This window comes from Pseudomonas bohemica, from assembly GCF_002934685.1.
Classification (GTDB): domain Bacteria; phylum Pseudomonadota; class Gammaproteobacteria; order Pseudomonadales; family Pseudomonadaceae; genus Aquipseudomonas; species Aquipseudomonas bohemica.
Map to the genome: position 1 here is coordinate 13207 of NZ_NKHL01000083.1, position 19164 is coordinate 32370.

Consider the following 19164-nt stretch of genomic DNA (forward strand, 5'->3'; position numbering starts at 1 on the left):
CTAAGCTACGCCCCACAGTGGTCCGGCAACAGCTGGCCACAGGCTCAGTGAAAGGATTGTGCACGACCTCTCAACCCTCTTGCAGACAGACAGCGCAGCCATGTCCGTCACCCGCAGGGTTGTATCCAATTTTCTCCACTCACGCGCGCTGCCTCACCGACCTGTTCCCCCGCCCTCTTCGGCCCACTTGGGCAGATCGCCTCAGCGCGCCTTCGCGCAGGCATCTGCGGCAGCTCCACAGTGCTCGATCCGCCAAGCCCCACCCCCGCTCCGGCGCGGCAAAAAGTCTAGGCTTAAATCGATGCTGCGGCCGTTACCACACACTAATAAAATACCCAAACCGTGGAACCTTAGAATGAGCACTGCAATCACTCCGACTGCTTATAACTATAAGGTCGTTCGCCAGTTCGCCATCATGACGGTGGTCTGGGGGATCCTTGGCATGGGGCTCGGTGTCTTCATCGCCTCACAGCTCGTGTGGCCTGATCTGAACTTCGGTCTTGAGTGGACCACGTTCGGACGCTTGCGCCCATTGCACACCAACCTTGTGATCTTCGCCTTCGGCGGCTGCGCGCTGTTCGGCACCTCCTATTACGTTGTGCAACGCACCTGTCAGACGCGACTGATCTCCGACGGCATGGCGGCCTTCCACTTCTGGGGCTGGCAGGCAGTGATCATCGGCGCGATCGTGACCCTGCCGATGGGGTACACCACCACCAAGGAATACGCCGAACTCGAATGGCCGATTGCGATTCTGCTGGCCATTGTCTGGATCACCTACGCGGCGGTTTTCTTCGGCACCATCGTCAAGCGCAAGACCAAGCACATCTATGTCGGCAACTGGTTCTACGGGGCCTTCATCGTGGTCACCGCCATGCTGCACATCGTCAACCATATGTCGCTGCCGGTGAGCCTGTTCAAATCCTATTCGGCCTATTCGGGCGCCACCGACGCGATGATTCAGTGGTGGTACGGGCACAACGCCGTGGGCTTTTTCCTGACCACGGGTTTTCTCGGGATGATGTACTACTTCGTGCCGAAACAGGCCGAGCGCCCGATCTATTCGTATCGTCTGTCCATCGTCCACTTCTGGGCGTTGATCACCCTGTATATCTGGGCCGGCCCCCACCACTTGCACTACACGGCGCTGCCCGACTGGGCGCAGTCGCTGGGCATGGTGATGTCGATCATTCTGCTGGCACCCAGTTGGGGCGGGATGATCAACGGCATGATGACCCTCTCCGGCGCATGGCATAAGTTGCGCACTGACCCGATCCTGCGTTTCCTGGTGGTCTCCCTGGCGTTCTATGGCATGTCGACGTTCGAAGGGCCGATGATGGCGATCAAGACCGTCAACTCGCTTTCGCACTATACCGACTGGACCATCGGCCACGTTCACGCCGGCGCCCTGGGCTGGGTGGCGATGATTTCCATCGGTTCGGTTTACCACATGATCCCGCGTCTCTACGGGCGTCCACAGATGCACAGCATCGGCCTGATCAATACGCACTTCTGGCTCGCGACCATCGGCACCGTGCTGTACATCGCCTCGATGTGGGTCAACGGCATTACCCAGGGCCTGATGTGGCGTGCGATCAACGACGACGGCACTCTCACTTACTCCTTCGTCGAAGCGCTACAGGCCAGCCATCCGGGCTATATCGTGCGAGCGGTAGGCGGCGCGTTCTTCGCCAGCGGCATGCTGTTCATGGCCTACAACGTGTTCCGCACCGTGCGTGCCTCGAACGCTGAAGAAGCCGACGCTGCCACTCAGATCGCTGTCGTGGGAGCCCACTGATGATCAAACACGAAGCACTCGAAAAGAACATCGGCCTGCTGGCGATCTTCATGGTCATCGCTGTTGCGGTGGGTGGGCTGACGCAAATCGTCCCGCTGTTTTTTCAGGACCTCACCACCCTGCCGGTCGAAGGCATGAAGCCGCGCCCGGCCCTGGAAGTCGAAGGCCGCGACGTGTTCATCGCCAACGGCTGCGTCGGCTGTCACTCGCAGATGATCCGGCCGTTCCGCGCCGAAACCGAACGCTACGGCCACTACTCGGTGGCGGGTGAAAGCGTCTGGGATCACCCGTTCCTGTGGGGCTCCAAGCGCACCGGGCCGGATCTGGCCCGCGTCGGCGGCCGCTACTCGGATGATTGGCACCGCGCGCACTTGTACAACCCGCGCAACGTGGTGCCGGAGTCGATCATGCCGGCCTATCCGTTCCTGGTTGAAAACAAGCTCGACGGCAAGTTGACCGGGCGCAAGCTGGAAGTCCTGCGCAGCCTCGGCGTGCCGTACACCGATGCAGACATCGCCGGTGCTGCGGATGCGGTGAAGGGCAAGACCGAAATGGACGCGCTGGTGGCCTATCTGCAGGGCCTGGGCACCATCATCAAAAGCAAACGGTGATCGCTATGGATATCGGAATGATTCGAGGCCTGGGCACCGTGGTGGTGATGGTGGCCTTCATCGGTCTGGCGCTCTGGGTCTTCAGCCCGCGGCGCAAAGCCGAATTCGACGACGCCACCCTGCTGCCCTTTGCCGATGACCCCGAGGCCATCAAGCACCTCGAGCAAGCGAAAGCCTCCAGGAGCCACAAAGAATGAGTACGTTTTGGAGCCTGTACGTCACCGTACTGTCGTTGGGCACGATCTTCTGCCTGACCTGGCTGCTGCTGGCGACCCGCAAGGGCCAGCGCGCCGACACCACCGACGAGACCGTCGGCCACTCCTTCGACGGCATTGAGGAGTACGACAACCCGCTGCCCAAGTGGTGGTTCATGTTGTTCATCGGCACCATCATCTTTGCCTTGGGTTATCTGGCGTTGTACCCGGGGCTGGGCAACTGGCAAGGCCTGTTGCCGGGCTACGACTACGTCGATAACGACAAGCAAATCGCCTTCTCCGATGGCAAGCAGGGCTGGACTGGCGTGCATGAATGGGAGAAGGAAATGGCCCGTGCCGAGGCGCGGTTTGGTCCGATCTTCGCCAAATTCGCCGCGATGCCGATAGAGGAAGTGGCCAAGGATCCGCAAGCGCTGAAGATGGGCGGTCGGCTGTTCGCCTCCAACTGCGCGGTGTGCCACGGCTCCGACGCCAAGGGCGCCTACGGCTTTCCCAACCTGACCGACGCCGACTGGCGCTGGGGTGGCGAGCCGCAGACCATCAAGACCACCATCATGGGCGGACGGCACGCGGTGATGCCGGCCTGGGGTGAAGTGGTCGGCGATCAGGGCGTGCGCGACGTCTCGGCCTATGTCTTGACCCAACTGGACGGTCGCAAACTGCCGGAAGATGCCAAGGCCGACCCCGCTGCCGGGCAGAAAATCTTCGCCGCCAACTGCGTCGCCTGCCACGGTGCCGAAGGCAAAGGCACGCCGGTCATGGGCGCGCCCGACCTGACCCACCCCGGCGCATTCATCTACGGTTCCAGCTTCGCGCAACTGCAACAGACCATCCGCTACGGTCGCCAGGGACAGATGCCTGCGCAGGAATTGTTGCAGGGCAACGACAGGGTGCACTTGCTGGCAGCGTACGTGTACAGCTTGTCTCACGGGGATAAGGCGGCGGATGGGCAGGAGTGAAGGCGGTCCTCGCCGGTGTGAGCTGGCGAGGCTCTTCTTCGGTTACATATAGGCTGTTGAGTAATCACTACGATCAGCCTAGGATGCCCGGCATCAAGTAGCAACATAACTACATCGCTACATCCAATGCCAAATCAATGTAAAGGGGTGCCTTCGATGATCACCACGATTTCCAGCCGCGAATTCAATCAAGACACCAGCGGCGCAAAAAAGGCCACCAAAAAGGGCCCAGTCTTCATCACTGATCGGGGCCGTCCAGCGCATGTGCTCTTGACCATCGAGGATTACCAGAAACTCACGGGCGGCTCGGTCAGTATCGTCGATATGCTGGCGATGCCCGGCACCGAAGATATCGACTTTCAACCGCAGCGCCCCGTCATCACTCCTCGAGAAGTGGACCTGTCCTAATGTTCCTCCTCGATACCAACGTGGTCTCCGAGCTTCGCAAAAACCATAAAGCTCATCCGAGCGTCCTGCGATGGGCTAGACCGATTCCTTCTTCCAGTCTCTACCTCTCGGCGATCACAGTCCTTGAGCTGGAGACTGGAATTCTAAGGCTCGAACGGCATGACTCAGCTCAGTCGTCGTTGCTCAGGACCTGGCTCGATTATCATGTACTCCCTGCATTTGCGGGGCGCATTTTGCCCATTGATGCCGCCGTGGCGGTCAAATGCGCACGCATGCATGTTCCAGATCCGCGCAGTGAATACGATGCAATGATCGCTGCCACGGCCCTGGTTCACGGCATGACAGTAGTAACCCGCAATACTGCAGACTTCACTGGAAGCGGGGTCATGTTGTTCAATCCCTGGAACAGTCAGCTGAATGACGAGCCTGTGCCGTATGGCGTTGAGAACTGAGCATTGACGACGACATTACACCAGCAACCGCCGAGCAGAAGCCGAGCCGTTTGAGCCCTGCGGGAACAGCCGTCGACTGAAGTCACAGAGAGGACAGTGCGGCTCTTTATAAGCATTCAATGACCCCGACCGGCACGCACTGGCCGAGGCAATTTTCCACTGCCCCGTGACGTTTGGATGAGCATGCTTCGATGAGTAACCAGATTCCGGTACACAACGTCACCCCACCCGCGAAAAAGGACGGTGACAGCGTTGACCTCTACGCCTCCCGGGAGAAGATCTATACCCGGGCGTTCACCGGTGTGTTTCGCAATCTGCGAATCGGCGCTGGCATCGTGTTGTTTGTTCTGTATTTCGGCACGGTCTGGCTCAACTGGGGCGGGCATCAGGCGGTCTGGTGGAATCTGCCGGAGCGCAAGTTCTATATCTTCGGCGCGACGTTCTGGCCGCAGGATTTCATTCTGCTGTCGGGCATTCTGATCGTCAGCGCGTTCGGGCTGTTCTTCATCACCGTTTTCGCCGGCCGCGTGTGGTGCGGTTATACCTGCCCGCAGAGTGTCTGGACGTGGATTTTCATGTGGTGCGAAAAGGTCACCGAGGGCGACCGCAATCAGCGCATGAAGCTGGACAATGCACCGTTGAGCGCCAGCAAATTCGGTCGCAAATTCGCCAAACATGGACTGTGGCTGTTGATTGGCCTGATCACTGGACTGACCTTCGTTGGCTACTTCTCCCCCATACGCGAATTGACCGTGGAATTTTTCAACGGCCAGGCGGACGGCTGGTCGTACTTCTGGGTCGGCTTCTTCACCCTCGCGACTTACGGCAACGCCGGCTGGTTGCGCGAGCAGGTGTGCATCTATATGTGCCCTTATGCGCGTTTTCAAAGCGTGATGTTCGACAAGGATACGCTGATCGTTTCCTACGACCCACGTCGCGGCGAGAAGCGTGGCCCGCGTAAAAAGGATCTGGACTACAAGGCTCAAGGATTGGGTGACTGCATCGATTGCACCATGTGCGTCCAGGTCTGCCCCACCGGCATCGACATCCGCGACGGTTTGCAAATCGAGTGCATCGGATGTGCGGCGTGCATCGACGCCTGCGACACGATCATGGACAAGATGAGTTACCCTCGCGGCCTAATCAGCTACACCACCGAGCACAACCTTACCGGCCAGGTCACGCACAAGCTGCGTCCGCGTCTGATCGGCTATGCGGTGGTACTGCTGGTGATGATCGGCGTGTTGAGCGGGGCATTTTTCATGCGTTCGCTGGTGGGCTTCGACGTCAGCAAGGATCGCATGTTGTATCGCGAAAACGCCGAGGGCCGGATCGAGAACGTTTACAGCCTGAAAGTGATGAACAAGGATCAGGCCGACCACACCTATGTGCTCGACGCCACCGGTTTGCCCGGCCTGAAACTGCAAGGCCGGCGCGAGATCAGGGTGCCCGCAGGCGAGAGTTTCACCCTGCCGGTGGAGCTGTCGGTTGCCCCCGAACAACTGACGTCGAGCACCAACGACATTCGCTTCATCCTCAAGGACATCGAGAACAGCGGTACCGAAGTGCAAGCCAAGAGCCGATTCATCGGCCCACACGTTCGTTGAGAGAAGTCAGACATGACCGTAGCAACTGCTGTAAGCCCTTGGTACAAGCACCTCTGGCCGTGGATCATCATTGGTATTCTGGCCTGCTCAGTGACCCTGACCCTGTCGATGGTGACGATCGCCGTGACTCACCCCGACAACCTGGTCAGCGACAATTACTACGAGGCCGGCAAAGGCATCAACCGTTCGCTGGACCGCGAACTGCTCGCACAAACCCTGAACCTGCGCGCCACCGTGAGCCTGGACGATGTCACCGGTGAAGCGAGCCTGCGCCTGACCGGCGACAGCCAGCCGGAAACCCTGGTGTTGAACCTGATCTCCCCGACCCAGCCGGAAAAGGACCGCAAGATCGTCCTGGCTCGCTCCCCTGCGCAACCGGGGCGCTATGTCGGACAACTTAGCGACCGGGTCGAAGGGCGCCGCTTCGTCGAATTGCTCGGCGTAGAAAACACCCAGACCTGGCGACTGTTCGAGGAGGAGTCCATCTTGCGCGACAAGGATCTGATCCTGGGCGACGAGCCGATCCAGGGTGCCGAAGCCCGTCAGAAGTAACGACGTGAGCGCGCTCAATCCCTGCTACCACTGCGCCCTGCCCGTCCCCCGTGGCGCTCGTTTTACCGCTGTCGTGCTCGGCGAACGGCGCGAGTTTTGCTGCCCTGGTTGTCAGGCGGTGGCGCAAGCGATTGTCGATGGCGGCCTGGAAAGCTACTACAGCCATCGCAGCGAATCCTCGACCAATCCTCGGACGTTGCCCGCACAGCTGACGGATGAACAGGCACTGTACGATCGTCCCGATGTACAGGCGCCGTTCGTGCGTCACGACGACAATCTGGCTGAAACCACGCTGCTGATCGAAGGCATCAGTTGCGCGGCGTGCGGGTGGTTGATCGAGCGTCATTTGCGCAGCTTGTCGGCAGTTGTCGAGGCTCGCCTGCACCTGTCCAACCATCGTCTGCAACTGCGCTGGAACGACGCGGCGCTGCCGCTGAGCCAGGTGTTGAGTGAGGTGCTCAGCATCGGCTATGCCGCGCACCCCTATCGAGCCGACCAGGCCACCGAGCAACTGGCGCAAGAAAATCGCCGCAGCCTGCGTCAACTGGGGGTCGCGGGCTTGCTGTGGTTTCAGGCGATGATGGCGACCATGGCCACCTGGCCGGAATTCAATATCGATCTGAGCCCGCAAATGCACACCATCCTGCGCTGGGTGGCGATGTTTCTGACGACCCCAATCGTGTTCTACAGCTGCGTGCCGTTCTTCAAGGGCGCCCTGCGTGATCTGCGCACCGGCCATCTGACCATGGACCTTTCGGTGTCGCTGGCCATCGGCATGGCCTATCTGGCCGGCATCTGGACGGCAATCACCGGCAACGGCGAGCTGTACTTCGACGCGGTGGGCATGTTCGCGCTGTTTCTGCTCACCGGGCGTTATCTCGAACGCCGCGCCCGCGAACGCACTGCGGCGGCCACGGCGCAACTGGTCAATCTGTTACCGGCATCCTGCCTGCGCCTGGATGAACGTGGCCAGAGCGAGCGCATTCTGCTGAGCGAACTGCGGGTCAACGATTGCGTGCGGGTGCACCCGGGCGCGGTGCTGCCAGCCGATGGGCGCATCGTGTCCGGCCAGTCGAGCATCGACGAATCGCTGCTGACCGGGGAATACCTGCCCCAGGCTCGCCGCCCCGGGGACGCGGTCACCGCCGGTACGCTGAACGTCGAAAGCGCGCTGACCGTGGAAGTCCTCGCTCTTGGCCACGACACTCGGCTTTCGGCCATCGTCAGGCTGCTGGAACGGGCCCAATCGGAAAAGCCGCGGGTGGCGCAGATCGCCGACAGCGCCGCTCAATGGTTCTTGCTGATTTCGCTGATTTGCGCAGCTGTCATCGGGTTGGTGTGGTGGCAACTGGACCCCACTCGGGCGTTCTGGATCGTGCTGGCGATGCTGGTAGCCACCTGCCCTTGCGCGCTGTCACTGGCGACCCCGACGGCGCTGACCACGGCCACCGGCACGCTGCACAGGCTTGGCCTGTTGCTGACCCGAGGCCATGTGCTTGAGGTGCTGAATCAGATCGACACCGTTATTTTCGACAAGACCGGCACGCTGACAGAAGGCCGCCTCACATTACGCGCGATTCGCAGTCTGGGCTCGCTGGACAGCGACGAATGCCTGGGTCTGGCGGCGGCGCTGGAAAGCCATTCGGAACACCCCATCGCCCGCGCATTCGGTAGCACTCCGCTGAACGCCGATCAGGTGATCAGCATGCCGGGACTGGGTCTGGAGGGCCGTGTTGGCAGCCATTTGTTGCGGATCGGCCAACCGGCGTTCGTCTGCGCGCTGAGCGACAGTCCGGTGCCCGCGATGCCGGATGAACCGGGGCAATGGCTGCTGCTGGGCGATGAACAGCAAGCGTTGGCGTGGCTGGTGCTCGATGATCGTCTGCGCGATGACGCCGCGGCGTTGGTCGAGGCCTGCAGGCAGCGCGGCTGGAAAACCGTGCTGTTATCGGGCGACAGCTCGCCGATGGTGGCCCGTGTCGCGGCGCAGCTGAGCATCGACGAAGCACGTGGCAGCCTGCTGCCGGATGAGAAGCTGAAGGTCCTGCAGCAGCTCAGGACTCAGGGGCGCAAGGTATTGGTGCTAGGCGATGGGGTCAATGATGTGCCGGTGCTGGCAGCGGCCGACATCAGCGTCGCAATGGGCTCGGCCACCGATCTGGCCAGGACCAGCGCCGACGCGGTGTTGCTGTCCAACCGCCTGCAGGCGCTGGTGCAAGCGTTCGAGCTGGCCCGGCGCACCCGGCGCATCATCATCGAGAACCTGTTGTGGGCCGGTCTGTACAATGGCCTCATGCTGCCTTTCGCCGCCATTGGCTGGATCACTCCGCTGTGGGCGGCGGCGGGCATGTCGGTCAGTTCGCTGATCGTGGTGCTCAATGCCCTGCGTCTGGTCCGGATTAAAACCGGTGCCCTCCCACCCGCTCTGACGGGCCATCAACGCCCGTTGCCCGAGTAACGGATTCCGGAGGCTTCAATGCCCGCGCTTTACATCATGATTCCGGTGGCCCTGTTGATCGTGGCGGTGGCGATCTATGTGTTTTTCTGGGCGGTGGACAGCGGCCAGTACGACGACCTGGACGGACCGGCGCACAGCATTCTGTTCGATGATCAGGACCCGAATCATAAGGCGGGGGTGGATGAGGCATCGGGCAAGAATGTGCAGCAGGTGGATGGGAAGAAGACAGGGTGAAACATTCGGTTTTTGCGTCGTTCGTGCCGGCCTCTTCGCGAGCAAGCTCGCTCCCACAGATCACGCAAGTGGCGCAATACCGGTGCTCGCTACCCATTCCCTGTAGAACTGCGCTTGCCAGGGTGAAACATTCGGTTTTTGCGTCGTTCGTGCCGGCCTCTTCGCGAGCAAGCTCGCTCCCACAGAGCACGCAAGTGGCGCAATACCGGCGCTCGGCACCCATTCCCTGTAGAACTGAGCTTGCCAGGGTGAAACATTCGGCTTTTGCGTCGGTTGTGCCGGCCTCTTCGCGAGCAAGCTCGCTCCCACAGAGCACGCAAGTGGCGCAATACCGGCGCTCGCTACGCATTCCCTGTAGAAGTGAGCTTGCCAGGGCAAAACATTCGGCTTTTGCGTCGGTCGTGCCGGCCTCTTCGCGAGCAAGCTCGCTCCCACAGAGCACGCAAGTGGCGCAATACCGGTGCTCGCTACCCATTCCCTGTAAGAGTGAGCTTGCCAGGGCAAAACATTCGGCTTTTGCGTCGGTCGTGTCGGCCTCTTCGCGAGCAAGCTCGCTCCCACACAGCACGCAAATGGCGCAATACCGGTGCTCGCTACCCATTCCCTGTAGGAGTGAGCTTGCTCACGAAGGCGTCCGAACAGACATCCACGAAGCATCAGGCGAACGTCATGATTGACCTGCTCCCCCAACTGCTCTCGGCGTTGATCCTCGGCCTGCTGGGCGGTGGGCATTGTCTGGGTATGTGTGGCGGGCTGATGGGGGCACTGACGCTGGCCATCCCCAGGGAGCAACGCAGCCGACGCTTTCGCCTGCTGCTGGCCTACAATCTGGGGCGAGTTTTCAGCTACGCCTGCGCTGGACTTCTGATTGGGCTGGCAGGCTGGGCAGTGGCCAACAGTCCAGGCGCAATGCTGTTGCGGGTGATTGCCGCCTTGCTATTGATCTGTATGGGGCTGTATCTGGCGGGATGGTGGAGCGGGTTGACGCGCATCGAAGGGCTGGGGCGCTGGTTGTGGCGATATATCCAGCCATGGGCTCGTCGAATGTTGCCGGTATCGAGCCTGCCCCGGGCGCTGTTGCTCGGCGCGCTGTGGGGCTGGCTGCCGTGCGGGCTGGTCTACAGCAGCCTGTTGTGGGCCGCCAGCCAGGGCAATGCGCTGTCCAGCGCGCTATTGATGCTGGCGTTTGGCATCGGCACTTGGCCCGTGCTGCTGGCCACGGGCCTCGCCGCCGAGCGAACCACTGCGCTGTTGCGTAAACGCGGCGTACGCATTGCCGGGGGATTGCTGGTCATGTTGTTTGGCCTGTGGACCCTGCCCGGGCCGCATCAGCATTGGTTGATGGGGCATTGACGCATAGAGGCCGTGCTGCTGAAGAATCGGTGTTTGACCCCGCAAACCACCATCGCGCCTTCCTTGACCCAAATCAATACCCCTCACCTACTCATTCCTTAAAATGCATTTACCGCCAGCCTTTTCGGGAATGCCCGCATGCTCGACGACCTTCGTTGGGATTCTGAACTCATCCGCCGCCACGATCTGACAGGACCGCGTTATACGTCCTACCCCACTGCGTTACAGTTTCATAATCAGGTGGGTGCTTTCGATCTGCTGCATGCGCTGCGTGAAAGCCGCAAGGCCGTACGGCCGTTGTCGCTCTACGTGCACATCCCTTTCTGCGCCAACATCTGTTACTACTGTGCTTGCAACAAAGTCATCACCAAAGATCGCGGCCGCGCGCAAGCCTATCTGCAGCGCCTGCAGCAGGAGATCCAGATGATCGCCTGCCACGTCGACGGCCGCCAGGTGGTCGAGCAGCTGCACTTCGGCGGAGGCACGCCGACCTTTCTCAGCCACGTCGAACTGCGACAACTGATGGCGCATCTGCGCAAGCATTTCACCCTGCTGGATCAGCACACCGGCGATTACGGCATCGAAATCGACCCTCGCGAGGCCGACTGGTCGACCATGGGCCTGCTCCGTGAACTGGGCTTCAATCGGGTCAGCCTCGGCGTGCAGGACCTCGATCCCCTGGTGCAACGTGCCATCAATCGCCTGCAAAGCGTGGATGAAACCCGCGCCATCGTCGAAGCAGCGCGCACTCTGCAATTCCGCTCGGTGAACATCGACCTGATCTACGGCCTGCCATTGCAGACCCCGGACGGTTTCGCGCGCACCGTGGATGAGGTCATTGCCCTGCAGCCCGATCGTTTGTCAGTGTTCAACTACGCGCATCTGCCGGAACGCTTCATGCCGCAACGGCGCATCGACACCGCACAACTGCCAAGCGCCGAACACAAACTGCAGATGCTCCAGCGCACCATCGAACAGCTGACCGGCGCAGGCTATCGCTACATTGGCATGGACCACTTCGCCCTACCCGACGACGATTTGGCCACCGCTCAGGAAGAAGGCACGCTGCAACGCAATTTTCAGGGCTATACCACCCACGGCCATTGCGATCTGATCGGTCTGGGCGTCTCGGCCATCAGCCAGGTGGGCGATCTTTACGCGCAGAACAGCAGCGACCTTGCCGAGTATCAGAGTCTGCTGGGTAGCGATCAATTGGCGACCAAACGCGGCCTGGTGTGCAACGTCGACGACCACATACGTCGAGCCGTCATCGCGCAGTTGATCTGTCATTTCTCGCTGGATTTCGCCATGATAGAAAACCGATTCGGCATCGATTTTCGCGGCTATTTCAACGACGTATGGCCCCGACTGCTGACCATGGCCAAGGACGGGCTGATTCACCTGGACGCCAGTGGCATGCGCGTGACACCGGCTGGACGTCTGCTGGTGCGCTCGATCTGCATGGTCTTCGATGCTTACCTTGATCTACAAAACCGCCAGAGATTTTCCAGAGTTATCTAGGAAATTTCCCCAGAAGCGGTAGGAATCATTTTCACGCCACGGAGGGCGCGTGCTGGTCGAAGCTTAAACCCTTGGGTTACCCTTACGACTAATGTGTGTTTTCTTATAAGGAATTACCCGATGTCTGAGCCAGTCAAGTTGCGTGCTCCCACCCAGGCTCACTGCAAGGATTGCAGCCTGGCGCCGTTGTGCCTCCCGCTTTCATTGAACATGGAAGACATGGATGCTTTGGACGAGATCGTCAGACGCGGCCGTCCTCTGAAGAAAGGCGAGTTTCTGTTCCGTCAGGGCGATGCCTTCGATTCGGTCTACGCCGTGCGCTCCGGAGCGTTGAAGACCTTCAGCCTCAGTGACGGCGGCGAAGAACAGCTTACGGGCTTTCATTTACCCAGCGAACTGGTCGGTCTGTCGGGTATGGATACCGAGGCGTATCCGGTTTCGGCCCAGGCGATGGAGACGACATCGGTGTGCGAAATACCCTTTGAGCGTCTGGACGAATTGTCGGTGCAACTGCCGCAATTGCGTCGCCAGTTGATGCGGGTGATGAGCCGGGAAATTCGCGACGATCAGCAAATGATGCTGTTGCTGTCGAAGAAGACCGCTGACGAGCGCATCGCCACTTTTCTGGTCAACCTGTCGGCACGCTTCCGGGCGCGGGGTTTTTCGGCCAATCAGTTCCGCTTGAGCATGTCGCGCAATGAGATCGGCAATTATTTGGGGCTGGCTGTGGAAACGGTCTCGCGGGTGTTCACGCGCTTTCAGCAGAACGAGTTGATCGCCGCCGAAGGCAAGGAAATCCACATCCTGGACCCTATCCAGCTGTGCGCCCTGGCAGGTGGTTCACTGGAAAGCTGATGGAAGTCAGGGGCAGGCAGGCTTAAACTACGCACTTTGCGCGTGCTCCTGCCCAGGACCTTTTGATGATTTTCGACGAATTCAGCTTCAAATCCCTGATCCGCCCGGTGGTGGATTTCCCCAAACCCGGCGTCATCTTTCGTGACATCACGCCGCTGTTCCAGTCGCCCAAGGCCCTGCGTCTGGTGATCGACAGCTTCGTCCAGCGCTATATCGAATCGGACTTCACCCATGTCGGGGCAATGGATGCGCGGGGGTTCCTGATCGGCTCGATCGTCGCCTATGAACTGAACAAACCGCTGGTGCTGTTCCGCAAGCAGGGCAAACTGCCGGCTGATGTGCTGGCTGAAGGTTATCAGACCGAGTACGGCGAAGCGTTTCTGGAAGTCCACGCCGACAGCCTGTGCGATGGCGACTCGGTGGTGATGTTCGATGATCTGATCGCGACCGGCGGCACGCTGATCGCCGCCGCCAACCTGATTCGCCGCATGGGCGCCAGGGTCCATGAAGCCGCCGCGATTATCGATCTGCCGGAACTGGGCGGCTCGCAACGCCTGGAAGACATGGAAATCCCGACGTTCTGCCTGACGCAGTTTGCGTTGAGCGATAAGTAAAGGCAGCTACAAGTCGCAAGTCATAAGCTGCGAGCAAGGTCAACACAGCACCTGTTGCACCTTCGCTTGAAGCTTAGAGCTTGATCGGCTTCCTTCCGGCAAACGAATGCGCCAAGGTACCGCCATCGACCAACTCCAGCTCGCCACCCAGCGGTACGCCGTGAGCGATACGCGAGGTGATCAGGCCTTTGTTGTGCAGCAACTGCGCGATGTAATGCGCGGTGGCTTCGCCCTCCACCGTCGGATTGGTGGCCAGAATCACCTCGGTAAAGGTGTCCTGCTCCTCGATCCGCGTCATCAGTTGCGGAATGCCGATCGCTTCAGGCCCCAGGCCATCGAGCGGCGACAAGTGGCCCTTGAGCACGAAGTAACGACCGCGATAGCCGGTCTGCTCTACGGCGTAGACATCCATCGGCCCTTCCACCACACACAGCAGCGTGTCGTCACGCCGATTGTCCGCACATTGCGGGCAGAGCTGGTCTTCGGTGAGGGTGCGGCACTGTTTGCAATGACCGACGCCTTCCATGGCCTGGCTTAACGCCTGAGCCAAGCGCGAACCCCCGCTGCGATCGCGCTCAAGCAACTGCAACGCCATGCGCTGGGCGGTTTTCTGACCGACGCCGGGCAAGATGCGCAGGGAGTCGATCAATTGGCGAATCAGAGGGCTGAAGCTCATTGAAGAAAAGTCTCACAAAAACACGAGACGCGGTTTATACCCGCGCCTCCGACAAGCGTCAAATCACCCTTACGACACCTTGACCACCAGCTTGCCAAAGTTCTTGCCCTCGAGCATGCCGATGAATGCATCCGGGGCGTGCTCCAGCCCGTCGACCACGTCTTCGCGGAACTTGACCTTACCGTCCTTCACCAACGGCACCATGGCCTGCATGAATTCTTCCAGGCGATGGTAGTACTCCTCGTAAACGATGAAGCCCTGAATCCGCGCACGTTTGGTCAGCAACGTACGCATCAGCAGCGGCAGATAATTCGGGCCATCCGGCAGGCGTGGCGCGTTGTATTGCGCGATCAGGCCACAAAGAGGAACTCGCGCATGCTGATTGAGCAGCGGCAACACGGCATCGAACACCTTGCCGCCCACCAGCTCGAAATAGATGTCGATGCCGCTGGGGCAGGCTTCGTTGAGCTGTTCGGCGAAATGCTCGCTCTTGTGATCGACGCACGCGTCGAAACCCAACTCGTCCATCACGTAGCGGCACTTGTCGATTCCTCCAGCGATACCGACCACACGCAGCCCGTGCAACTTGGCCACTTGCCCGACCACCGAACCTACTGCACCCGAGGCGGCGGCCACGACCAGGGTTTCCCCGGCCTTGGGCTTGCCGATGTCCATCAGGCCCATGTAACCGGTAATCCCCGGCATGCCCAACACGCCCACGGCCATTGACGGGCTTGGCAGATCCCTGGGCATTGCCAACAGGTTTTCGCCATCGGAAATGCTGTGGGTCTGCCAGCCGGTCTGACCGACCACTAGGTCGCCTTCCTTGAACGCCGGATTGCGCGACTGTTCGACCACGCTAACTGCCCCGCCCTCCATCACCGCGTCGATTTCCACCGGCGGCGCGTAGGACGGCGCATCGCTCATGCGACCGCGCATATAAGGATCGAGGGACAAGTAAAGGGTGCGCAATTGAACCTGGCCATCTTCCAGGTCGGGCAATGCCTCGCGTTCGAGCCGAAAATTCTCAGGCGTCGGCGCGCCTTCGGGGCGAGAGGCAAGGACGACACGCTGGTTGAGGATCAATTCTTGCGACATCGGGAGTAACTCCTTGAATGATCGATTCGGGACTATAGAAAGCAGACCGTGGGTGTCGGGCGGGGTTCGGTTGGATGTGGCAGCAATATGACACACATCATAATCCTTGCCGCAGCCATTCTGTAGGAGCGCGTGCCCGCGATTGCGGAAGGCCTGTGGAGGCTTAAGAGGCCGACACAGAGCATTCGCGGCCAAGCGCGCTCCTACAGGATGAGCAAGCCGAGCCATCGGCGAGCGTGTGCAAACGCCACACACAAAAATGCCAGGCACTGGGCCTGGCATTGGTCTACACCTGATGCTTGATCAGAACGGCAGCTTCATGCCTGGCGGCAATTGCATGCCGGCGGTCATGCTGGCAGTCTTTTCCTGACTCGCGGCTTCGATCTTGCGCACGGCGTCGTTGACGGCGGCGGCGATCAGGTCCTCAAGGATTTCCTTGTCTTCCTGCATCAGGCTGTCATCCAGAGTGACGCGCTTGACGTCATGGCGACCGGTCATCACCACGCTCACCAGGCCTGCGCCCGATTGGCCGGTCACTTCGGCGTTGGCCAGCTCTTCCTGCATCTTGGCCATTTTTTCCTGCATTTGCTGAGCCTGCTTCATCAGGCCAGCCATGCCACCTTTCATCATGGGAGTTCTCCTCGAAAGTCGATGGGGTCATTGCGCGGCGCCAAATCAGCTTAGCGCCTCGCGGTCATTAAGGGGTTACCGGAGCATCGACGGGGGCAATGGTATCTTCGCGGATGCTCGCGCCAAACTGCTCCATCATCTGCTGGATGAACGGATCGCCGTGAATCGCAGCCTCGGCCTGGCGCTGACGATCGGCACGCCGACGGGCAGCGGCCTGAGCAGGGGTCTCCTGCTCGGGCTTGATCAGCTCGATACTCAGGTTGATGGTGCGTTCATGGTATTGGTTCAGCGCATCGTTCAAACGACGCTGCTGTGTCGAGTTGAACAGTGCGCTGTGGGCCGGATCCAGGTGTAGCAGCCAGTTGTCTCCCTGCACCGAAATCAGCGTGCAGTTGGCGGCGATGCTGCCGGTCATGCCGGAAATCGGCAGTTTCGGGAACAGCTCCAGCCAGTCAGCAGCCAGCCCCGTCGCGGGTTTGGCAGCAGGCAACAGCTCAGGCTCCTTCTCCACTGCCTCAACGGTTTCGTGGGCCAGATCATCGAGATAGGCAAACGACGCCGGATCAATGTCGATATCCGGTTCGAAATAGTCGTCATCCGGCGGCGGCTCGTCGTCACGGTCCATCGGCGCAGGCACATAGGGCACGGCATCGGGCACGTGTTCGAGCATGGCCGGGGTGACCACATCCGCCGCCGCTTGCAGCTGTTCCTGAGACTCGACCTCCGGCGCATCCGGCACGGGGCTGGCTGGCGCCGGGGCGGGCATTGGCGTGAGTTCAGGCTGCTCGGCCACGGTGTCGAGCACCGGCTCGGGGATTTCTTCGACAACGGGTGCAGGAACAGGCTCGGGCTCCGGCGCATTGATCGGCTGCGCCGGCTTGGGATCATTCCACGGCAGGTCGACTTCTTCCGTCGGCGCGGTTGCAGGTGCTGCGACCGGCGCGGGCGGCTCAACCACGGGCAAGACAACGGGGGATGGCGCCGCGGCGGCCGGAACGTACGCGGGTGCCGACGCAACGGGCGCTGCACCGGCCACCGTTGTCTGGGAATCAACCGTGGCCGGGTTGATCCCCACCGACTTTAGCGGCTGTCTCGGCGCGTTGTCGTTGTCCGCCGGGCGGAAAGCCAGCATCCGCAACAGCACCATTTCGAAGCCGCCGCGCGGGTCTGGCGCCAGAGGCAGGTCGCGACGACCGATCAGCCCCATCTGGTAATAGAACTGCACGTCTTCGGCAGGCAATGCCTGGGCCAGGGCCAACACGCGGTCGCGGTCCCCATGGCCGTTGTCGACGCCTTCGGGCAACGCCTGGGCAATGGCGACACGATGCAGCACGTTGAGCATCTCCGACAGCACGCCGCTCCAGTCCGGGCCCTGCTCGGCCAGATGACGCACGGCCTCGAGCAAGGAGCGCGCATCGCCGTCGATCAGCGCGGTCAGCACGTCGTAGACCTGGCCGTGATCCAGCGTACCGAGCATGGCGCGTACATCGGTGGCCAGCACTTTGCCTTCACCGAATGCGATGGCCTGGTCGGTGAGGCTCATGGCGTCGCGCATCGAGCCATCGGCAGCGCGACCGAGCAGCCACAGCGCATCGTCTTCGAATGGGATGTTTTCCGCGCCCAGCACGTGGGTCAGATGCTCGACCACACGCTCCGGGGTCATGTTCTTCAGCGAGAACTGCAGGCAGCGCGACAGGATGGTCGCTGGCAGCTTCTGCGGATCGGTGGTCGCGAGGATGAACTTGACGTACGGCGGCGGCTCTTCCAGCGTCTTGAGCAAGGCGTTGAAGGAGTGGCTGGAGAGCATGTGCACTTCATCGATAAGGTAGACCTTGAAGCGCCCGCGGCTCGGTGCATATTGCACGTTGTCCAGCAGTTCACGGGTGTCTTCGACCTTGGTCCGGCTCGCGGCGTCGATCTCGATCAGGTCGACGAAACGGCCTTCGTCGATCTCCCGGCAGACCGAACATTCGCCGCAGGGCGTCGAGGTGATACCGGTTTCGCAGTTCAGACACTTGGCGATGATCCGCGCGATGGTGGTCTTGCCGACCCCGCGCGTACCGGTGAATAAATAGGCATGGTGCAGGCGCTGGCTGTCCAGCGCGTTGATCAAGGCCTTGAGCACATGGGTCTGGCCGACCATTTCGCGGAACGAGCGCGGACGCCATTTACGTGCAAGAACCTGATAACTCATTGAAAACCGTCGCGACTGGGTTGCGGAAGACCGCTAATGCTAGCGGAGCGGGGGCAAAATTGCATCCGGGCAATATGAGTGCACGCATATAAACAATCTGTCGCTAGACTGCCACCACTGCCCAATACCGTTGTTAATGTTCACACGAGGGACCTTGATGCGTCTGCTGGCACTGAGCGCTGTGTTGCTAGTGAGCGGGTTCGCTCATGCCGGGGAAGCGTCTTTGCGGTTTTCCATTGCCGATGCGTGGGCGATGCCGCTGGTGCAGATCGATGACCATCAGCCCACCGGCGGCTTCCTCTTCGACATCATGCAGAGCATGGCCGCCCAGGCGAACCTGACGGCGGAATACCGTGTGGTGCCAATGCAGCGCGTGCAACGCACCCTGGAGCGCGGCGCCATCGACGTGCGCTGCTATGCCGCGCAGTCGTGGATGCCCAACCTTTCAGGCGACTATACCTGGAGCCTGCCGCTGTTGATTCAGCGCGACTTACTGATCAGCACCCCTGACAACGCCGCGCCCAGAGCGCCCCTAACCCTGACCGGCGAGACCATCGGCACGGTGCTGGGCTACGCCTACCCTACCCTGCAAGCGGCGTTCGACAATGACGTGCTGCGTCGTGACGATGCGCGCAGCGAAGTGCAGGTGTTGCAGAAACTGCAGATCCATCGCTACCGCTATGCAGTGGGCAACCAGTGGTCGCTGGACTGGTTCAACCGCAATCTGCCAGAAGAGCAGAAGCTGCGCGGCGTGGCGGTACTCGACGAGCAACCAGTGGGCTGCGTCGTGCGCAACGATACCAGCATCCCCGCGCAACGGTTGATGAGAATTCTGCTGCGCATGCGTATGTCAGGTGAGATCGACCGGATCATGAGTCGCTACAACACCGTCTCCGGTCTGCCTGCGGATCGGCCGGCCGCGCCCTGAA

General features: G+C 60.8%; 19 protein-coding genes. 15 read left to right on the top strand and 4 right to left on the bottom strand.

What is annotated here, in order from left to right:
• Nucleotides 1–355 precede the first annotated feature (355 nt).
• From ccoN to CE491_RS04545, 14 genes are all read left to right on the top strand, one after another.
• On the top strand, nt 356–1798 hold the full coding sequence (ccoN, locus tag CE491_RS04480) for a cytochrome-c oxidase, cbb3-type subunit I (RefSeq protein WP_110947157.1): 1443 nt from the start codon (nt 356–358) through the stop codon (nt 1796–1798).
• The gene (ccoO, locus tag CE491_RS04485; RefSeq protein ID WP_110947158.1) at nt 1798–2409 is read left to right on the top strand and encodes a cytochrome-c oxidase, cbb3-type subunit II; all 612 of its coding nucleotides are present in this window, start codon (nt 1798–1800) and stop codon (nt 2407–2409) included. The genes ccoN and ccoO overlap by 1 nt, the downstream gene beginning before the upstream one ends.
• Before the next feature lie 5 nt (nt 2410–2414).
• Complete coding sequence (locus CE491_RS04490; protein WP_110947159.1) at nt 2415–2606, top strand: cbb3-type cytochrome oxidase subunit 3; 192 nt, start codon at nt 2415–2417, stop codon at nt 2604–2606.
• The gene (gene ccoP, locus CE491_RS04495) at nt 2603–3583 is read left to right on the top strand and encodes a cytochrome-c oxidase, cbb3-type subunit III (RefSeq protein WP_110947160.1); all 981 of its coding nucleotides are present in this window, start codon (nt 2603–2605) and stop codon (nt 3581–3583) included. Before CE491_RS04490 ends, ccoP begins: the two co-directional genes overlap by 4 nt.
• A 156-nt stretch (nt 3584–3739) precedes the next feature.
• Nucleotides 3740–3991 (top strand): type II toxin-antitoxin system Phd/YefM family antitoxin, encoded by a 252-nt coding sequence (locus CE491_RS04500; protein ID WP_110947161.1) that lies wholly within the window; start codon nt 3740–3742, stop codon nt 3989–3991.
• Nucleotides 3991–4443 (top strand): type II toxin-antitoxin system VapC family toxin, encoded by a 453-nt coding sequence (locus CE491_RS04505; protein ID WP_110947162.1) that lies wholly within the window; start codon nt 3991–3993, stop codon nt 4441–4443. Before CE491_RS04500 ends, CE491_RS04505 begins: the two co-directional genes overlap by 1 nt.
• Before the next feature lie 191 nt (nt 4444–4634).
• Entirely contained in the window at nt 4635–6050 is a 1416-nt protein-coding gene (gene ccoG / locus CE491_RS04510) for a cytochrome c oxidase accessory protein CcoG (RefSeq protein ID WP_110947163.1), read from the top strand.
• 12 nt (nt 6051–6062) lie between these two features.
• The gene (locus CE491_RS04515) at nt 6063–6602 is read left to right on the top strand and encodes a FixH family protein (protein WP_110947164.1); all 540 of its coding nucleotides are present in this window, start codon (nt 6063–6065) and stop codon (nt 6600–6602) included.
• A 4-nt stretch (nt 6603–6606) separates the two neighbouring features.
• Nucleotides 6607–9060 (top strand): heavy metal translocating P-type ATPase, encoded by a 2454-nt coding sequence (locus tag CE491_RS04520; RefSeq protein ID WP_110947165.1) that lies wholly within the window; start codon nt 6607–6609, stop codon nt 9058–9060.
• Nucleotides 9061–9078: 18 nt separating this feature from the next.
• Complete coding sequence (ccoS, locus tag CE491_RS04525; protein ID WP_110947166.1) at nt 9079–9294, top strand: cbb3-type cytochrome oxidase assembly protein CcoS; 216 nt, start codon at nt 9079–9081, stop codon at nt 9292–9294.
• Nucleotides 9295–9963: 669 nt separating this feature from the next.
• Entirely contained in the window at nt 9964–10647 is a 684-nt protein-coding gene (locus CE491_RS04530) for a sulfite exporter TauE/SafE family protein (protein WP_110947167.1), read from the top strand.
• A 138-nt stretch (nt 10648–10785) separates the two neighbouring features.
• Entirely contained in the window at nt 10786–12168 is a 1383-nt protein-coding gene (gene hemN / locus CE491_RS04535) for an oxygen-independent coproporphyrinogen III oxidase (protein ID WP_110947168.1), read from the top strand.
• Nucleotides 12169–12288: 120 nt separating this feature from the next.
• Nucleotides 12289–13023 carry a fumarate/nitrate reduction transcriptional regulator Fnr gene (gene fnr / locus CE491_RS04540; protein ID WP_110947169.1) on the top strand — a complete coding sequence of 245 codons (735 nt, stop codon included), beginning with the start codon at nt 12289–12291 and terminating at the stop codon, nt 13021–13023.
• A gap of 65 nt (nt 13024–13088) precedes the next feature.
• The gene (locus tag CE491_RS04545) at nt 13089–13637 is read left to right on the top strand and encodes an adenine phosphoribosyltransferase (protein ID WP_110947170.1); all 549 of its coding nucleotides are present in this window, start codon (nt 13089–13091) and stop codon (nt 13635–13637) included.
• Nucleotides 13638–13710: 73 nt separating this feature from the next.
• Here the strand turns inward: CE491_RS04545 and recR are convergent, their stop codons facing one another.
• From recR to dnaX, 4 genes are all read right to left on the bottom strand, one after another.
• Nucleotides 13711–14313, bottom strand: a complete 603-nt coding sequence (recR, locus tag CE491_RS04550) for a recombination mediator RecR (RefSeq protein ID WP_110947171.1) — start codon at nt 14311–14313, stop codon at nt 13711–13713.
• Between the two features lie 69 nt (nt 14314–14382).
• On the bottom strand, nt 14383–15411 hold the full coding sequence (locus CE491_RS04555) for an NADP-dependent oxidoreductase (RefSeq protein ID WP_110947172.1): 1029 nt from the start codon (nt 15409–15411) through the stop codon (nt 14383–14385).
• 303 nt (nt 15412–15714) lie between these two features.
• Nucleotides 15715–16041: a YbaB/EbfC family nucleoid-associated protein gene (locus CE491_RS04560; RefSeq protein ID WP_110947173.1), complete on the bottom strand. Its 327-nt coding sequence runs from the start codon at nt 16039–16041 to the stop codon at nt 15715–15717.
• Between the two features lie 67 nt (nt 16042–16108).
• On the bottom strand, nt 16109–18235 hold the full coding sequence (dnaX, locus tag CE491_RS04565) for a DNA polymerase III subunit gamma/tau (RefSeq protein ID WP_110947174.1): 2127 nt from the start codon (nt 18233–18235) through the stop codon (nt 16109–16111).
• Between the two features lie 157 nt (nt 18236–18392).
• Here dnaX and CE491_RS04570 point away from each other — a divergent pair, with 157 nt between their 5' ends.
• Entirely contained in the window at nt 18393–19163 is a 771-nt protein-coding gene (locus CE491_RS04570) for a substrate-binding periplasmic protein (protein WP_110947175.1), read from the top strand.
• Nucleotide 19164 lies beyond the last annotated feature (1 nt).